Source organism: Spinactinospora alkalitolerans (assembly GCF_013408795.1).
Taxonomy (GTDB): Bacteria; Actinomycetota; Actinomycetes; order Streptosporangiales; family Streptosporangiaceae; genus Spinactinospora; species Spinactinospora alkalitolerans.
In genome coordinates this window covers 4,257,560-4,274,527 of the sequence record NZ_JACCCC010000001.1, presented here as the reverse complement: position 1 = coordinate 4,274,527, position 16,968 = coordinate 4,257,560, and the positions used below count along the sequence as shown (strand labels likewise).

Genomic DNA, 16,968 nt, shown 5'->3' with positions numbered 1-16,968 from the left:
CGGCTCCCGGCCGGAACGGGCCCCGCGATGAAGCCGGAACCCCGCATATATCAGGGCATCCGGTCGTTCGCGCCTCCGTTCCCGTCGCTTCGTGCCAAACCGGTTGCAGTGGGTGACGGGCTCGGCCATCCTCGTTGCCATGCTTCGTGTCCTTGCCGTGGACGACGAGGTCCCGGCACTTGAGGAGATGGCCTATCTGCTCCAGCGAGACCCGAGGGTGGGGGACGTGGCCACGGCCGGCGACGCCACATCGGCCATGCGGCTGGTCAGCGACCTCGTCGCCGCCGGCGACCACCTCGACGCCCTCTTCCTCGACATCCACATGCCGGGTCCCAGCGGCATCGACCTCGCCCGGTTCACCTCCGCCCTGGCGCATCCGCCCGAGGTCGTCTTCGTCACGGCGCACGAGGACTTCGCCGTCACGGCCTTCGAGTTGAAGGCGCTGGACTACCTGCTCAAGCCGCTGCGGGAGGAACGGTTGGCCGACACCCTCGGCCGGCTCGCCCGGGTGCGCGGCCACCGGCCGGAGGAGAACAGGGTGGCGGTCGAACTGGCGGGGCGGGTCCGCTTCATCCCGCGCACCGACGTCTTCTACGCCGAGGCGCAGGGCGACTACGTGCGGCTGCGCACCGCCGAAGGGAGCTACCTCATCCGCAGCACGCTGGGCGCCCTCGAACGCGAATGGGACGGCGCCGGGTTCGTGCGGATCCACCGCAGCGTCCTCGTCGCCGCCCGGCACGTCTGCGAACTGCACTTCGACGGCTCCCGGGCCAGGGTCAAGGTGGGCGAGGAACTGCTGCCGGTGAGCCGCAGGCAGACCCGTGAAGTGCGCGACCAGTTCATCCGGCGGATCTCCGGGGATCCGGGCGTGTCGTGAACCGCCGCCCGGTTCCCCCCGGCGGCGCGGCCCCTCCCCGCCGCACCGTGGTCGTCGGCCCGGCCACCCAGCGGGCGATGCGGGCCGGCGCTCCCGTTCCCGCGCGCGCCGACCGCGTCCCCGACTGCACCCGGCTCATGCGCCGCCAATTGTCGCTGGGGCTGGCGCTCGTCGCCGTCGTGGCGCTGGTGCTGCTGGTCCTGCCGATGGTCTTCACCCTCCGCCCCTCGCTCAGCGGGGCGTGCTCGGGAGGGCTGCGGCCGGGCTGGATCGCCGTCGCGGTGGGGCTGCCGCCCCTGGCGGTGCTCGCGATGATGGCCCACGTGAGCGCCGTCGAGCGGCTGGAACGTCGGGCCGCGTTCAGGGCGGACGGTGCCGCGCACCCGGATCCGGCCGAGCCGGAGGACCGCCGGTGATCGAGCTCGTCGGTGGTGCGCTGCTCATGGCCATCACCCTGCTCGTCGTGCTGACGGTCGCGGGTTTCCACACCCGCTCCGGCGCGACGTCGGACTTCACGGCGGCCGTCCGGCCTCCGCACGTCCTGTCCTCCGCCGCGGCCGTCTGCGGCGAGTACCTCTCGGCGGTGACGTTCCTCGGCCTCGCCGGGGTCATGCTGGTCCACGGTTTCCAGGTCATGTGGCTGCTCACCGCGATCGCCCTCGGATACTGCGTGCTGACGGCCCTGGTCGTCGCCCCACTGCGCCGAGCGGGGGTCTACAGCCCTTCGGACTTCGCCGAGTGGCGGCTGCGCTCACGCAAGGTGCGCCGGGTGGTCAGCATCTGCGTGGTGGCGGCCGGCTGGCTGTACCTGCTGGCGCAGTTCAGCGCCGCGGGACTCCTGGTGCGCAGGTTCAGCGGCCTGCCGGGGTGGGCGGGCTGGGCGGCGCTGGCGGCGATCGTGCTGGTCATCGTGCTGTGCTGCTCCGGCGGGTCCAGCACCGGCTTCCAGGCGGTGCACTTCTGGTTCAAGCTCGTCGCCATCGGCGTGCCCGCCATGGCCCTCCTGGTGCTCTGGCAGGTTCAGGATGGCCGGCGGATCGAAGCCGACACGGTCCCCCGCTTCCGCGAGCCGACGTCGGTGCACATCGAGCGGGACCAGCGGCTGCGCGTGTCGGAGAGCACGCCGGTGACGGTGAGCGGGGAGCTGGGCCGGCGGTCCCTGGACGGGGAGACGGTGCGTCTGGAAGCCGGCGCGCACGAGGTGGCGGCGGGCAGCACGCTGTCCTTCGAGGCCGGCGCCGCCGTCCCGCACCACGCGGACCTGCCGGTCAAGGAGGGCGGGCGCTGGGCGGAGGTGGGCGTGGACGTCCCGCTGATCGACGCCTACTCCGTCTACATCGCCCTCGCGCTCGGCGTCGTCGGGCTGCCCCAGTTCGTGGCGCGCTTCTACGGCGCGCCGAACGCCCGCACCGCGCGCCGGACGGTGGTCGTGGTGTTCGCGCTGATCGCGGTCTTCTCGATCTTCCCCGTGGTCTACGCCGGGCTGGGCCGGGTCTACGCCGGCGACCTGCTGACCACGGCGCGCACCGACCTCCTGGTGCTGGAGCTGCCGGGACGGATCGCCCCGGGCCTCTCCGGCGTGCTGCTGACCGCCCTGGTGGCGGCGGGCGCGGCCGTGGCCGTCATCACGGTGTCGGTCGGCCTGGTCACGGCGCTGGCCGGGACCATCTCCCAGTGCGTCCTCGGCGGCGGCACCCAGGCGTTCCGGCTCGGGGCGGCCATGGCGGTGGGGGTGCCGCTCGCGGTCAGCGTCGCGCTCCCCGAACTGTCGCAGGCCGGCCTGATGGCGATGGTGGTCCCCGCGTTCCGGCTGAGCGCGGCCACGGTGGCCCCGCTCCTGCTGCTGGGCATCTGGTGGCGCGGGCTGACCGATGCCGGGGCCGCGGCGGGACTGGTCACCGGGCTGCTCGGCACGGCGGCGAGCACGCTGCTCACGGCCGAGGGGGAGGCGGGCACCGGCCTGCCGGCCGATGCCACCATCGTGCTCGTCCCGCTCACGTTCGCGGTCATGGTCGTCGTCTCCCGGCTCACCCGCCGCCGGGTGCCCGGTGACGTCGCGGCCGTGCTCGCGCGCATGCACCTTCCCGAGGAGACCCCGCGCATCCCGTGACGGGCCGTCCGGACCGTTCGCCGTCCGGGAGCGACCGTTCGTCGATGGCGGATTTCCGCATGGCGACCTCTCGGCACCGCCCGTCGATCAAAGGCCGAAGAGAGCGGTTCGCAGACCGCACACGCCGTAGGGTGATGGCTGAGCGACCGGCCGATCGCCGTATCGGTCGACACGCCTCGGTCTGCCGGCCGGTCGCTCGTGAAGAGGGGGAGAGACCCGGCGCCGTCAGCCCGCGGAGCGCAAGCGCCGCGGCACGGAGGGGAGCGGCGTCGGAGCGCGTCGCCCGGCGGCCATCGCACGACGATGGCGGCCGGGCGACACCGCTGTGCGGACCCTCACTGATGTCGGGCGATCGGATCCGCACAGGGGGTCGGCCATCGCAGTGCGCGCAAGTCGCCAGCGGCACGGCCGTCCGAGCCCGAAAGCCCCATCTCGCCCCCGAACGCAGCGGTCACCACCCGTCAGCCCGGCCTTCGCCCGGCGCCCGGTCAGTCCCCGCCCCGGCCCCGCCCCCGGCCGTTGTCGCCGTTGTCGTCGTTGTCGTCGTTGTCGTCGTCGTCACCGCCGCCGCCCGGAGCGAAGGGCGACACGAACAGCTCGATCTCGGCGCCCTCCTGCGCCTTGCCCTCGGGGCTGTAGGAGCCCACCCGGTCGCCGCCGAGGATCCGGGTCACCTTGACGGTGAAGCCGAGCTCCTCCAGTTGCTTCCTGGCGTCCTTGGCCTTCATCCCCCGCACGTCGGGGATCTCGATCTCCTCGGGACCGGAGGAGACGGTGATGGTCACGGTGTCGCCGCTGCCGACGCTCTCGCCCGCGGCCGGGGCCTGCTCCATGACCTCGCCCTTGGGCACGTCGTCGCTGGGCTTCTCGGCGACGTCGACCGCGAGGTCGTTCTCCTCGAGCTGGCGCGTGGCGTCGTCCTGGCTGAGGCCGACGACGTCGGGCAGGTCGAAGCCGGCGCTGACCTGGAGCGTCACGCTCTCCTCCCGGTCGGCGCCGTCGCCGGCGGAGGGGTCGGAGGACAGCACGGTCCCCGGCGCCTCCTCGTAGGAGACCGTCTCCTCCTCATCGATCTCGGTGATGCCCTGCTCCTCCAGGAGCTCGCGCGCCTCGCCCACGGGCCTGCCGACGACATCGGGCATCTCGACGGTCTGCGGCCCCTGGGACAGCGCCACGGTCACGGTCTCGCCGGGGAGGATGCGCTCGTCGGGGGCCGGGGTGCTCTCGGCGATCATGCCCTCCTCGGCCTCGTCGCTGTAGACCCGCTCGTCCGACACCTCGATCTTCAGCCCGGCCCCGGACAGTTCCTCCTGCGCCTGCTCCTGGCCCATGCCGACCAGGTCGGGGACGCTCTCGTAGCGGCCGAGCAGCATCCACCAGCCCAGGCCCAGCAGTGCCACCAGGAGCACGCCGCCCACGAGCAGCAGCGGGTAGTTCAGGTTGGGACGCCGACGGGCGGGGGCGCCGTCGTCGCCGTACTCGGCCGGCGGGAGGTCGACCTCGTTGAGGTCGACGACCAGGGTGCTGTTGGAGCCCTCGCCGGTGGCCGGCTCCGTCCCGGCGGCGGCGGGGGTGCGGGTGAGCGGCATGTCGGGGCCGGTCTCGGGCATCGCCTGGTAGACGGCGAACACCGAGGTGAGGAACTGCCCGGCGTCACCGGGGCGGTAGCGCGGATCGCGCTCGGTGGCCCGGGTGACCAGCGAGTCGATCTCCTGGGGCACGCCGGGGACGGTCCGCGAGGGCCGCGGCACGTCCTCGTTGACGTGCTGGTAGGCGATCGCGATCGGGCTCTCGCCGGTGTGCGGCTGCCGACCGGTGAGCAGTTCGTACAGCATGATGCCGGCGGCGTAGACGTCGGTGCGCGCGTCGGAGACGCTGCGCGAGATCTGCTCCGGCGCGAGGTAGGCGGCCGTGCCCATGAGCGTGCCGGTCTTGGTGAGGTTCTGCTGCGTGGCCTCGACGACGCGGGCCAGCCCGAAGTCCACCACCTTGACCTGGCCGTCCTCGGTGAGCAGGACGTTCTCGGGCTTGACGTCGCGGTGCACCATGCCGGCCTGGTGGGCCGCGCCGAGCGCGGCCAGCACCGGGACCATGACCTGCAGCGCGTCGCGCGGGTCGAGCCGGCCCCGGGCGGTGAGCAGGTCGCGCAGCGTGCGCCCGGGCACGTACTCCATGGCCAGGTACACGTGTCCCTGGTCGGTGCCCTGGTCGTAGACCTGCACGACGTTGGGGTGGGAGAGCTTGGCCACCGAGTGCGCCTCGTTGATGAAGCGGCGCACGAAGTGGGGGTCCTGGGCGAGGGAGGAATGCATGACCTTCAGCGCGACGCGCCGGTCCAGCCGCAGATCGTGCGCGACGTAGACCGTGGCCATGCCACCGCCGTCGACACGGGACTCGACGTAGTAGCGATGGTCGAGCGTCGTGCCAACAAGCGGGTCCGCAGTCGTCATGTCCACGAAGGTGAGTTTACGGGCGATTGCGGTGAGAAGTGAGAGGAAGGCGGTTTCTGCGAGTCGCGGACGGGGTAACGCTCCACCTCAGACTCCTGCGGACGGCCCCCGTTTCTTCTCGGAGATCCGGGGTGCCGCCACGCAGGGTGAACGAGTGTGCGCCCGGGGTCGCGTCCGCGGTGGCGGGCTACTCCGCCGCGGGGGAGGAGGCGTGGGCGTAGCGGCGCACCGGGATGCGCCCGGCCCGCCGCGCCAGGCGACCCGCTGTGACCGCATCGCGCATCGCCGCCGCCATCAGCGCCGGCTCCCGAGCCCGGGTCACGGCGGTGGCCAGCAGGACGGCGTCGCAGCCCAGTTCCATCGCCAGCGCGGCCTCGCTGGCGGTGCCGATGCCGGCGTCCAGGATGACCGGCACGCCGGCCTGCTCGACGATCAGTTCGATGTTGTGCGGATTGCGGATCCCCAGCCCCGACCCGATCGGCGCGCCCAGCGGCATGACCGCGGCGCAGCCCACCTGCTCCAGGCGGCGGGCCAGGATCGGGTCGTCGTTGGTGTAGGGCAGCACCACGAACCCGTCGTCGACGAGGCGCTCGGCCGCGTCGAGCAGCTCCACCGGATCGGGCAGCAGGGTGCGCTCGTCGGCCACCACCTCCAGCTTCACCCAGTCGGTCTGCAGCGCCTCCCTGGCCAGCCTGGCGGTGCGCAGGGCGTCGGCGGCGGTGAAGCAGCCGGCGGTGTTGGGCAGCGGCCGGATGCCGTTGGTGCGCAGCACGTCCCACACCGACCCCTGGGTGCCCGGGTCCACCCTGCGCATCGCGACGGTGGTGATCTCGGTGCCGGAGGCGAGCAGGGCCTCCTCCAGGACGTGCAGCGACGGCGCGCCGCCGGTGCCCATGATGAGCCTGGAGCCGAACTCGCGCCCGGCGATGACCAGCGGGTCGCGGCCGGTCGCGGGGAACGGTGCCTCGGTCGTTGCGGCGGTCATCGTCAACCTCCCTGGACGGCGGTGAGGACGTCGACGCGGTCGTTCTCGGCGACCGCGGTCCTGGACCACTCGGTCTTGGGCACGACCTCGTCGTTGACCGCGACCGCGACGCCACTGGCGGCATCGGTCAGCGAGCGGACCACGGACTCGACCGTGGTCTCGGGCGCCATGTCGCGGCGCTCACCGTTGATGATCACGTGCACGGGACTCACTTCTTCCTTCGCGGGGACGTCGGGCGCGCGGCCGGCGTCGATTGGGCATGGCCGGTCAAAGGGGTGCTCATCGAACTCTGACTGCTGCGTTCGTGGGGCGGGATGGGATTTCCAGGGCTCGGACCTGCTGTGCCGCCGGCGCTGCGCGCACTGCGACAGCCAACCCCCTGTGCGAGCGCGGTCGTCAAACATCAGTCAGGCCGGGACACCGAGGTCACGGGTCGCGGCGAACCTGCGGGCGTGGTCGGGCAGTGGTGCGCCGGTCAGCGCCTCGGCCATGGCGTCGCCGGTCGCCGGGGTCAGCAGCACGCCGTGCCGGAAGTGGCCGACGGCCAGGTGCAGCCCGGGGATCCGGGTCGGACCGAGCAGCGGCTCGTTGTCGGGGGAGCCGGGGCGCAGGCCCACGCAGGTCTCGGCGATCTCCAGTTCGCTGACGCCGGGGACCAGTTCGCGGGCGTCGCGCAGGACCTCCCACACGCCGCCGACGGTGAGCCGGGTGTCGTACCCGGTCTCCTCCTGCGTGGCGCCGAGCACGATCTCGCCGTCGGCCCGCGGCACCAGGTACACGGGCGTACCCCTGACCAGGCCGCGCACCGTGCGGGTGACGATCGGCTCCTCGCCCTCGGGGGTGCGCAGCCGCAGCAGTTGCCCCTTGACCGGACGCAGCGGCGGGAGCACGTCGGCCGGCACCCCGCCGATGCCGGGGGTCCAGGTGCCGGCCGCCAGCACCACCTGCCCGGCGTCCAGGCGGTCGCCGCCGCTCAGGCGCACGCCCAGCGCGGCGCCGCCGGATACGACGACCTCGGTGACGCGGTCGGTGACCAGCTCGGCGCCGCGGTGCAGCGCCGCGGCCCGCAGCGCCGCCATCAGCCGGCGGGGGTCGACGGAGTGGTCCTCGGGCGCGAGGACGCCGCCGCGCACCGACGGCGCCAGCATCGGTTCCAGCCTCCGGCACTCGCGGCCGGTCAGCCGCTGGGCCTTGACGCCGAGCCGGCCCTGCAGCTCCATCAGCTCGGTGAGCCGGGCCAGGTCGTCGGTGTCGAAGGCGACCTGCAGGGTCCCTTCGGCGCGGTACCCGGCGTCGCGGCCGCTCTCGGACTCCAGTTCGGCGATGAAACCGGGGTAGCGGTCGCGGGAGTGGATCCCGAACCGCATGAGGGCCTCTTCGCCGAAGGCGGCCTCGGTGGCCGGGGTGAGCATCCCCGCGGCGACGCCGGAGGCCGCCGCGTGCGGCTCCGGCGCGACGACGCTCACCCGCAGTCCCCGCTGGGCCGCCCGCCATGCGGTGACCAGGCCGATCAGCCCGGCTCCGACGACGACGACATCGGGGGCGGGCCGGGAGGAACCGTGGTCGGATGGTGGTGTGCGCACGTCTCGCCTCCACTCCCTTCGCCGGCATGATCCGGATCAGGTTCGTGCGGTCGGAGGCTCACAGCCTCCCTCTCAGCCGGGTCCCACCCGGCTCCCGCGGGGTTTCATGTTCTACGGCAATGCTAGAACGTCGCGGCGCGGTGGGGGCAACGCGCCCGCTCGTCACCGCTCACCACTACGCCTACAGCGATAACGCCCCGTGTCCGCGTTTGGATTCCAGTGGTATGTGGGAGATTGGCTGACGTGACACAGATTGACCGCGACACCGACGCCCTCGTGGGCGACTGGCTCACCATCAACGAGACCGCCCAGGCGCTCGGTGTCAGTCCGAATCGGATCAAACAACTGATCAACGACCACAAGCTCCTCGGGGTGCGGCGCTCGGGGGTCTGGTCGATCCCCGCCGTCTTCATCGCCGACGGCGAGATCGTCAAGGGCCTCTCCGGTACGCTCACCGTCCTCGCCGACTGCGGTTTCACCGAGGACGAGGCGCTGCGCTGGCTGTTCACGGCCGACGACACGCTGCCCGGCGCCCCGATCGACGCCCTCATCGCCAACCGTGGCACCGAGGTGCGCCGCCGCGCCCAGGCACTGGCGCTGTAGGGCCGCCCTCCGCCGCCCGGCGGCGTCGGTCCTATGCTGGGCGGCGTGAATGCGAGCTTGCGGGAGCGCCTTGACTCCGCCCTGCTGTACCTGTGCACCGACGCCCGCCAGGGCCAGGGGGACCTGGCCGACTTCCTGGACGCGGCGCTGTCGGGCGGCGTGGACATCGTCCAGTTGCGCGACAAGACCCTGGAGACCCGCCAGGAGCTGGAGTGCCTGGAGACCGTTCGGGAGGCGTGCGACCGCCACGGCGCACTGCTGTCGGTCAACGACCGCGCCGACATCGCCCGCGCTGTGCGCGCCGATGTGCTGCACCTGGGCCAGAACGACCTGCCGGTGCCGCACGCTCGCGAGATCATCGGTCCCGGGCCGCTGATCGGGCGGTCCAACAACGCCCCGGAGATGGCCGCGGCCTCGGCCGTCGAAGAGGGCGTCGACTACTTCTGCGTCGGCCCGGCCTGGGCCACCCCCACCAAGCCGGGGCGCCCGGCCGCCGGCCTGTCCGTCGTGGAGCACGCGGCCGGACTCGGCACCGACCGCCCCTGGTTCGCCATCGGCGGCATCGACCTGTCCAATCTCGGCCAAGTACTGGACGCGGGCGCCCGCCGCGTCGTCGTGGTCCGCGCCATCACCCTGGCCGAGGACCCTCGGGCGGCTGCGGCCGAGTTCAAGCGCAGGCTGGTGGCCGCGGGGGAGCGCGGTGCCGGAACCGCGTCCGGCGGCGTCGGCCCGGTGTCGTGAGACAGTGCCCTAACACCGTTAGGTAACGGTCGTCTTTCCGCCCTACCCCCGACGTCTCTCGCCCCTTACCCTCGTGGCACCGATCACACCCGGCATTACCAGCGATGGGGGCGATGACCTATGCGCAGCACCATGCAGGACGTACCGCTGTCAATCGCCGACCTGGTCCGCTACGGCACGACGGTGCACGGCGGGTCTACGGTCGTCACCTGGACCGGGGCGGAGCCGCGCCGCACCGCCTACGCCGAGGTCGGGCGCCGTGCGGCCCAACTGGCCCACGCCCTGCGCGAACTGGGGGTCACCGGCGACCAGCGCGTGGCCACGTTCCAGTGGAACAACCAGGAGCACCTGGAGGCCTACCTCGCCGTCCCGGCCATGGGCGCGGTGCTGCACACGCTCAACATCCGGCTGCACGCCGACCAGATCGCCTACATCGCCAACCACGCCGAGGACCACGTCGTCATCGCCGACGCCTCGCTGCTGCCACTGCTCGCCCCGCTGCTGCCCCGCATGAAGACGGTGCGCCACGTCGTCGTGGCCGGCGGCGACCCGGGCGACCTCGCCGCCGAAGGCGTCCGGGTGCACCGCTACGACGACCTCATCGCCGGCCGGCCGGAGGAGTTCGACTGGCCGGTCGTCGACGAGCGCGACGCCGCGGCCATGTGCTACACCTCCGGCACCACCGGCGACCCGAAGGGCGTGGTCTACAGCCACCGGTCGATCTGGCTGCACTCCATGCAGGTCTGCATGAGCGACGGCATGGCCGTCGGCCAGGCCGACTACTCGCTCGCGGTCGTCCCGATGTTCCACGCGATGTCGTGGGGGATGCCCTACGCCGCGCTCATGTCGGGGTCCTCGCTGCTGCTCACCGACCGCTTTCTGCAGCCCGCGGCCCTCGCCGACATGATCGCCGCCGAGCGGCCGACCATGGCCGCGGCGGTGCCGACCATCTGGCAGGGGCTGCTCCAGGAACTGGACGCCGCTCCGCGCGACGTCTCCTCGCTCAAACGCGTCGTCGTCGGCGGCTCCGCCTGCCCGCCCTCGCTGATGAAGGCGTTCGAGGAGCGCTACGGCGTTCCGGTGCTGCACGCCTGGGGCATGACCGAGACCTCGCCGCTGGGCAGCGTCGCCCACGCGCCCGCCGGCGCCGAGGGCGAGCAGCGGTGGGCCTACCGGCTCAGCCAGGGCCGGCTGCCCGCCTCCGTCCAGGGGCGGCTGATCGGGGCGGAGGGCAGGCCGATGCCGCACGACGGGGAGAGCGTCGGCGAACTGGAGGTGCGCGGTCCCTGGATCACCGGCTCCTATCACCGCGACGACGACCCCGCCAAGTTCGACGACGGCTGGCTGCGCACCGGTGATGTCGGCACGCTCACCCCCGACGGCTTCCTCCGGCTCACCGACCGGGCCAAGGACGTCATCAAGTCCGGCGGGGAGTGGATCTCCTCGGTGGAGCTGGAGAACCAGGTCATGGCGCACCCGGCCGTCGCGGAGGCCGCCGTGGTCGCCGTCCCCGACCCCAAATGGGACGAGCGCCCCCTGGTCGCCGTGGTGGTCAAGGAGGGACACAGCGTCGACGCCGCCGGGCTGCGGACCTTCCTCGCCGACAGGGTCGCACGCTGGCAGCTCCCCGAACACTGGGCGTTCGTCGACGAGGTGCCCAAGACCAGCGTCGGCAAGTTCGACAAGAAGACCCTGCGCCACCGGCACGCCGACGGCTCCCTCGAGGTCGTCGACGTCCGGGACTGACCGGCGTCCGGTCGGCCCCGCCCGCCACGAGACGGGCGGGGTCAGCCGCTCAATGTGGCGACGTCGTACTTCTGGACGGCACCGTCCTGAGTCACCAGGGTCAACCCCTCCTCTTGGGCCTGGGCGACCAGGATCCGGTCGAACGGGTCGCCGTGGTGGCGGGGCAGTGCCCCGGCTCTCAGCCCGTGGGCGACGCTGATGGGGAGCTCCTGGAAGCCGTAGTAACGCAGGGCCGCCGTCAGGTCGTCGGGGACGGAGAGCTTGCCCTGTGCCGACTTGATCGACATCTCCCAGGCGGTCGCAGAGCTTACGAAGATCTCGTCTTCGCTGATGAGGAGAGCTCGTAGGGAAGCGGAGAGCTTCGGGCTCTCCTCAAGCCACCACAGCAAGATATGGGTGTCCAGCAGCAGCCTCACGGGCGCTCTCCGTTGAAGGCGGCGAGGGTCTCATCGTCCAGTTCGTCGAAGTCGTCCGCGATGCGCACCTTGCCTTTCCACAGCCCGGGGCCGGGACGCCTGGGCGTTGGACGAAGCGGGATGACCTTGGCGACCGGCTCCCCGTGGCGGTTGAGAACGACGTCGTGTCCCGACTCGACGTCCTGCAGGAGGTCGGCCAGTTGGACATCGGTCTCGTCCAGGTCGTACTGGTATGCGGGCTCCATGAACGGACTCCTTTCGAGTTCCTGCTCATCAAGGTAGCGGCACGCTCACGCGTGCCGCCATCGTTTCGCGCGGGCTGTGGATCAGGTGTGCACGTGGGACAGTGCGCTGGGGTGTTTGCGCAGGTAGCCCTCTATGGAACAGGCCGGGTGGCCGGTCAGGTCCTGGACCGTGTCGCTGACCACGTCCAGCTCGCCCGAGGCGATCGCGGCATAGGAGCTGGCCCAGCCCTCGACGGCCCATTCCGGTGCGCCCGAGCCGCGCCGGGACTCCAGCGCCTCCTCCCAGGTCTCGGGGACGTAGCTCAGGTGCTTTCCGGTCAGGGCCGAGAACCGGTCGAGGGTTTCGGACAGCGTCACCGACTCCGGTCCGGTGACGTCGTAGGTCCGGCCGTCGTGCACCGATCCGCCGGTGAGCACGGCCGCGGCCACGTCGGCGATGTCGTCGCGGGCGACCCAGGCGATCCGGCCCCGGCCGGCCGGACCGCGGACCACGCCGAAGGCGTCGGCCCAGTACGGCACCAGGTCGAGGTAGAGGGAGGGGCGCAGGAACGTGTGCGCCACCCCGGTGGAGCGGATGTGGGCCTCGGTGTAGAAGTGGTCGCGCGCGAACGTGAACGTCGCGGCGGGGGCGGCGGCGAGGAAGGAGAGGTAGACGATCCGGTCCACCCCGGCCGAGACCGCGGCGTCCACCGCGCTGATGTGCAGGTCGACCCGGTCGGCGGCCTCCGGGGCCGACACCAGGAACAGGGTGTCGACTCCTCTCACGGCGCGCTCGAAGGCCGCGGCGTCCTCGTAGGCGGCCATGACCGCGCTGGAGCCGGGGAGCTCCGGCGCCCGGTTGATGTCCCTGACGACGAGCCGCTGCGCCAGGCCCCGGCGGGCCAGCCGCGCCGCCACCCGGCCGCCGATGGAGCCGGTGACGCCGGTTATGCCGATGCTGCGCTTTGCTTCCTGATCATCACCCATGTCTCCCTATCTTCGGTGAATGACCCGTTGTGCGCACCCATCGGCGCGCACGTGAGCAAAGGGACGGCCGCCGGGCGGCGCCCCGACCGCTATCGGACGGGCGCGGCGTCGCGGTAGGCCAGCCGCCGCAGCAGCACCTCGGCCGGTCCGCGCCTGTGCGCGCGCTCCAGCGCGTAGGCCCCGGCCACCGTCACCAGCCAGGTGGCGACGGCGAACGCCGCCATGGCCGCGCTGCCGAAGACCCCGCCCCAACCGAGGCCCCATGCGGTCAGCAGCGGCGCGCAGATCACCGACTGGGCCAGGTAGCACGACAGGGAGCGCTTGCCCACGGCGGCGACGGCGGTCGTGGACGGGCCCCGCCGCCCGCTGCGGGTCAGCCGGGCGCCGATCAGGCCGAACAGCGCCACGTAGCCCACGCCGGCGGCCAGGCCGGTGACCGGCTGGGTCGAGGAGAAGACCCAGCCCGCGGCCTCGGGGACATCGAGCAGGCCCAGGTGGGCCAGCGCGTTCGGCAGGCCGCCGAGCCAGCCGATCGCGATGCCGCCGACCGCGACCCGGCGCAACAGTCCCATGTGGCGTTCGGGCTCCTCCAGAATCCGGTTCCGGGCCGCCCAGAAGCCGAGCAGGAGGGCCACGGGAACGGCCAGTCCAAGGAGCCCCTGCCCGAGCACGATGACCGGCCAGACCATGACGCGCTGCACGGCGGCGGCGAGCGGGTCCTCCTCGCTGATGTTGGCCGCCATCGCGGCCGTCGTGTTCACCGCCGGCTCGGCGGGGGCACCGAGGGAGGAGGCCACGGCGATGGCGCCCACGATGCCGGAGACCGCGATGAGGGCGAGCAGGCCGGTGCCGACCGCGCTCCAGACGAGCAGCGTGCGGTCGCGGCGCCGCAGGAACAGCCACCCAAGGAGCAGCCCGGCCAGGCCGTAGGCGCCGAGGATGTCGCCCATCCACAGCAGCGCGGCGTGCGCGAACCCGAACGCCAGCAGCCACAGGTTGCGCCGTCGCAGCAGGGCCAGCGCCGCGGCCTGCGAGCGTCCCGCCGCCTGCTGGCGCGTCAGCAACTGCACCATGCCGTAGCCGAAGAGGAGAGCGAACATCGGGTAGGTCCGCATGTCCACGGCGACGATGATCACGAACTGGGCGATCCGGTCGAGCACCGACCCCCCGGCCGGGTGGACGGTGGCGGCGCCGACCTCGCGGCCCCAGATGTACCAGACCGTGTTGGCCAGGGCGATCAGCAACAGCATGAAGCCGCGGGCGAGGTCGGGCGCCAGGGTCCGCTCCTCGCTGCGGACCGGGCCGCGGACCGTGGACTCGGGGCTGCTCATGGGTGCGACTACTTCCGTCCGGTGGCCGCCCGCCGCTGCCGCGGCGCGCCCCTCCAGCCTGGAACGGCCGCCCGGCCGGCGTCATCCGCCGCGCGGACGAAACGGACGGAACCGGCGTCCTCCCGCGGTCAGGGGCGGCTTCCTCCGTCCGGCCCAGTGCCGCCCCGCCTGGTCAGTACTTGCGGGCGGTGGTGGCCACGATGAGGTCGGACAGCGCCGAACGGGCGCTGTCGGCGATCGCGTCGGTCTCCAACGCGGCCGTCGCCTCCTCGACGTAGCGGTCGATGCGCCGCTCGCAGGAGGTCAGCGCGCCGCTGTCGGTGATGACGCCGCGCATCCACTCCACGGTCTCGGGCGTGAGCCCGGGATCGCCCAGGCGCCGGCGGAACTCCGCCGCGTCGGCCGCGCCGGCCAGGCGCAGCGTCTCGGCCACCAGCACGGTGCGCTTGCCCTCGCGGAGGTCGTCGCCCGCCGGCTTGCCCGTCTGGGCCGGGTCGCCGAAGACCCCCAGAACGTCGTCGCGCAACTGGAAGGCCGTGCCCAGGGGCAGGCCGTAGGCGGTGTAGACCGGGCCGAGCTCCTCGTGGCGCCCGGCCAGCGCCGCGCCGAGGTGCAGCGGCCGCTCGATCGTGTACTTGGCGGTCTTGTAGTGCATGACGCGCAGGGCCGCCTGCACGGTGTCGGCGCCGCGCGCCTGCTCGACCAGGTCGAGGTACTGGCCGGCCATCACCTCGGTGCGCATCAGGTCGAAGGGGACCCGACCGGTGGCCAGCGCCCCGGCGTCCAGCCCGCTGGCCTGGTACATCTCCTCGCACCACGCCAGGCACAGGTCGCCGAGCAGGATCGCCGCGCCCTCGCCGAACCCGGCGGAGTCGCCGCCCCAGCCCGACCCGGCGTGCAGCGCGGCCAGTCGGCGGTGCGTGGCCGGCAGGCCGCGCCGGGTGTCGCTGTTGTCGATGACGTCGTCGTGGATCAGCGCACAGGCCTGCAGGAACTCCAGCGCCGCCGCGGCCGTGTAGATCGCGGGGACGTCCTCGCCCCCGGCGCCGCGCCACCCCCAGTAGCAGAACGCCGGCCGCAGCCGCTTGCCGCCCGTCAGCATGGCGTCCAGCGCCTCCAGCACCGGAGCCAGTTCCGGGCCGACCTCCAGCAGCTGTGCGCGGCGCCGCTCGACGAACGCGTCGATCTCGGCGTCGACCGTCGGCCGCACGAAGGAGACGGGGGAGGAGTGCGAGGAGCTCATGGAGGCACATTATCCGCTGCTCGGCAGAGGGCCGTCCCGCCCGGCCGCGGCGCGTGCGGGGCCGGCGGCGGACCATTGTGGCCGGGCTCTCCCCCGCCCCCGCGGAACGGGTGGCCTAAGGTAAGGAGCATGCTTGGGTCACCGACACGTTCCGCCGCGCCGCAGGGGCTCGCTCCGCGACCGCGGCACATCCGCGACCTCCTCGCCGCCGGCCGACCGACCTTCTCCTTCGAGTTCTTCCCCCCGAAGACCCCTGAGGGCGAACGCAAGCTCTGGCACGTCATCCGCCAGCTCGAAGCCCTGCAGCCGTCCTTCGTCTCCGTGACCTACGGCGCGGGCGGCGGCACCCGCGACCGCACGGTCGACATCACCGAACGCATGGCCACCGACACCACGCTGCTGCCGGTCGCGCACATGACGGCGGTCGACCACTCCGTCCGCGAGCTGCGCCACCTCATCGGCCGGTTCGCCGGAGTGGGCGTGTCCAACGTCCTCGCACTGCGCGGCGACCCGCCGGGCGACCCGCTGGGCGAGTGGGTCAGGCATCCCGAAGGCCTGGAGTACGCGGAGGAACTGGTCCGCCTGATCAAGGAGAGCGGCGACTTCTGCGTGGGCGTGGCGGCGTTCCCCTACAAGCATCCGCGCTCGGTCGGCATCGACGACGACGTCGAGTTCTTCGTCCGCAAGTGCCGCGCGGGCGCCGACTACGCGATCACCCAGATGTTCTTCGAGGCCGACGAGTACCTGCGGCTGCGCGACCGGGTCGCGGCCAAGGGCTGCGACGTGCCGATCATCCCCGAGATCATGCCGGTCACCAAGCTCGCCACGATCGAGCGGTCCGAGCAGCTCTCGGGCGCGCCGTTCCCGCGCCACCTGGCCGAGGAGTTCCAGAAGGCGGCCGACGATCCCGACGCCGTGCGGCGGCTGGGCATCGAGCAGGCCACCCGGCTGTGCGAGCGGCTGCTGGACGAGGGCGCGCCCGGAATCCACTTCATCACGTTCAACCAGTCCACCGCCACCCGCGAGATCTACCAGCAGGTCGCCGGTTCCCGGGTGCCCGCAGGGGCAGGGGCGCGGCCATGATCGTGAACGGCTGCTCGGGGCTGCCGGGGAAGTAGAACTCCGGCAGCACGTCGGCGAACCCGCACGATCGGTACAGGCCGTGGGCCGGGGTCGAGCCGGTGTGCGTCGACAGCACGGCGGTGCGCTCCGCGCGCGCCTGCGTGAGCCGCAGCAGCATGCCGCGGCCGACGCCGCGGCCCTGCCAGTCCGGATGGACGTGCACCTCCGCGATCTCGAAGGAGTCGCCGAACCAGCGGGGCACGGCGGCCTCGTCGCGCAGGCGCAGTTCGTGGGTGACCACATCGTGCCACCACTGCCCGCCCTGGCCGTGGAACCCGTAGGCGAACCCCACCGCGCTCTCCCCGTCGGGGGAGACCGCGGTGACCGAGTGGAACAGGGGCAGCCCGGTGTGGTGCTCCATGACGGTGCGCCGACCGGGTAGCTGGTCCCGCGGCGGCGACATCGCCGCCGCGTAGATCTCCATCAGCGCGGGGACCGCACGGAGGAATGCCGGGGCTGCGAGCTCCCAGAGCTCGATTTCGGTCTCCACAACGCCACCTTAGGCACTGCGCGGAGCGCCCGGGGCGGGATCGCCCGTCCCGGGCCGTTC

General features: G+C 72.7%; 17 protein-coding genes and 1 riboswitch. Of the genes, 7 read left to right on the top strand and 10 right to left on the bottom strand.

The annotated features are described in order from the left end of the window. Positions 1-139: 139 nt before the first annotated feature. From HDA32_RS18945 to HDA32_RS18935, 3 genes are read left to right on the top strand one after another with little or no spacing between them, the layout of a single operon-like run. Entirely contained in the window at positions 140-877 is a 738-nt protein-coding gene (locus HDA32_RS18945; protein WP_179644491.1) for a LytR/AlgR family response regulator transcription factor, read from the top strand. Then, a complete protein-coding gene (locus HDA32_RS18940; protein WP_179644490.1) occupies positions 874-1,293 on the top strand; it encodes a hypothetical protein in 420 nt (139 codons plus the stop codon). Before HDA32_RS18945 ends, HDA32_RS18940 begins: the two co-directional genes overlap by 4 nt. Then, positions 1,290-2,987: a sodium:solute symporter family transporter gene (locus HDA32_RS18935; RefSeq protein ID WP_179644489.1), complete on the top strand. Its 1,698-nt coding sequence runs from the start codon at positions 1,290-1,292 to the stop codon at positions 2,985-2,987. Before HDA32_RS18940 ends, HDA32_RS18935 begins: the two co-directional genes overlap by 4 nt. Positions 2,988-3,475: 488 nt before the next feature. Here HDA32_RS18935 and pknB read toward each other — a convergent pair whose 3' ends face one another. From pknB to thiO, 4 genes are all read right to left on the bottom strand, one after another. Continuing rightward, on the bottom strand, positions 3,476-5,443 hold the full coding sequence (gene pknB / locus HDA32_RS18930; protein WP_179644488.1) for a Stk1 family PASTA domain-containing Ser/Thr kinase: 1,968 nt from the start codon (positions 5,441-5,443) through the stop codon (positions 3,476-3,478). Between the two features lie 181 nt (positions 5,444-5,624). Next, complete coding sequence (locus tag HDA32_RS18925; RefSeq protein WP_179644487.1) at positions 5,625-6,422, bottom strand: thiazole synthase; 798 nt, start codon at positions 6,420-6,422, stop codon at positions 5,625-5,627. A 2-nt stretch (positions 6,423-6,424) separates the two neighbouring features. Continuing rightward, positions 6,425-6,625, bottom strand: a complete 201-nt coding sequence (gene thiS, locus HDA32_RS30860; protein ID WP_179646791.1) for a sulfur carrier protein ThiS — start codon at positions 6,623-6,625, stop codon at positions 6,425-6,427. A gap of 204 nt (positions 6,626-6,829) precedes the next feature. After that, on the bottom strand, positions 6,830-8,005 hold the full coding sequence (gene thiO / locus HDA32_RS18915; protein WP_179644486.1) for a glycine oxidase ThiO: 1,176 nt from the start codon (positions 8,003-8,005) through the stop codon (positions 6,830-6,832). Beyond that, a riboswitch (TPP riboswitch) is annotated at positions 8,002-8,113 on the bottom strand. Its footprint overlaps the gene before it by 4 nt. 135 nt (positions 8,114-8,248) lie before the next feature. Here thiO and HDA32_RS18910 point away from each other — a divergent pair. From HDA32_RS18910 to HDA32_RS18900, 3 genes are all read left to right on the top strand, one after another. Continuing rightward, positions 8,249-8,608, top strand: coding sequence for an Rv2175c family DNA-binding protein (locus HDA32_RS18910; protein ID WP_179644485.1), 360 nt, complete (start codon positions 8,249-8,251; stop codon positions 8,606-8,608). 45 nt (positions 8,609-8,653) lie between these two features. Then, a complete protein-coding gene (gene thiE / locus HDA32_RS18905) occupies positions 8,654-9,349 on the top strand; it encodes a thiamine phosphate synthase (protein ID WP_312863240.1) in 696 nt (231 codons plus the stop codon). Positions 9,350-9,481: 132 nt separating this feature from the next. Beyond that, on the top strand, positions 9,482-11,095 hold the full coding sequence (locus HDA32_RS18900; RefSeq protein WP_246334415.1) for a long-chain fatty acid--CoA ligase: 1,614 nt from the start codon (positions 9,482-9,484) through the stop codon (positions 11,093-11,095). Between the two features lie 41 nt (positions 11,096-11,136). On the opposite strand, the gene HDA32_RS18895 is transcribed toward HDA32_RS18900, so the two are convergent. From HDA32_RS18895 to HDA32_RS18875, 5 genes are all read right to left on the bottom strand, one after another. Continuing rightward, a complete protein-coding gene (locus HDA32_RS18895; protein WP_179644482.1) occupies positions 11,137-11,511 on the bottom strand; it encodes a type II toxin-antitoxin system VapC family toxin in 375 nt (124 codons plus the stop codon). Next, on the bottom strand, positions 11,508-11,756 hold the full coding sequence (locus HDA32_RS18890; RefSeq protein WP_179644481.1) for a type II toxin-antitoxin system Phd/YefM family antitoxin: 249 nt from the start codon (positions 11,754-11,756) through the stop codon (positions 11,508-11,510). The genes HDA32_RS18895 and HDA32_RS18890 overlap by 4 nt, the downstream gene beginning before the upstream one ends. An 81-nt stretch (positions 11,757-11,837) precedes the next feature. Beyond that, positions 11,838-12,722 (bottom strand): SDR family oxidoreductase, encoded by an 885-nt coding sequence (locus tag HDA32_RS18885; protein ID WP_179644480.1) that lies wholly within the window; start codon positions 12,720-12,722, stop codon positions 11,838-11,840. Between the two features lie 89 nt (positions 12,723-12,811). Continuing rightward, positions 12,812-14,053 (bottom strand): DUF418 domain-containing protein, encoded by a 1,242-nt coding sequence (locus tag HDA32_RS18880; RefSeq protein WP_179644479.1) that lies wholly within the window; start codon positions 14,051-14,053, stop codon positions 12,812-12,814. A 172-nt stretch (positions 14,054-14,225) separates the two neighbouring features. Further along, positions 14,226-15,296, bottom strand: a complete 1,071-nt coding sequence (locus HDA32_RS18875; protein ID WP_179644478.1) for a polyprenyl synthetase family protein — start codon at positions 15,294-15,296, stop codon at positions 14,226-14,228. A gap of 129 nt (positions 15,297-15,425) precedes the next feature. Here HDA32_RS18875 and metF point away from each other — a divergent pair, with 129 nt between their 5' ends. Continuing rightward, the gene (gene metF / locus HDA32_RS18870; protein ID WP_179644477.1) at positions 15,426-16,379 is read left to right on the top strand and encodes a methylenetetrahydrofolate reductase [NAD(P)H]; all 954 of its coding nucleotides are present in this window, start codon (positions 15,426-15,428) and stop codon (positions 16,377-16,379) included. Here metF and HDA32_RS18865 read toward each other — a convergent pair. Further along, complete coding sequence (locus HDA32_RS18865) at positions 16,297-16,908, bottom strand: GNAT family N-acetyltransferase (RefSeq protein ID WP_179644476.1); 612 nt, start codon at positions 16,906-16,908, stop codon at positions 16,297-16,299. The genes metF and HDA32_RS18865 overlap by 83 nt on opposite strands. Positions 16,909-16,968: the final 60 nt, after the last annotated feature.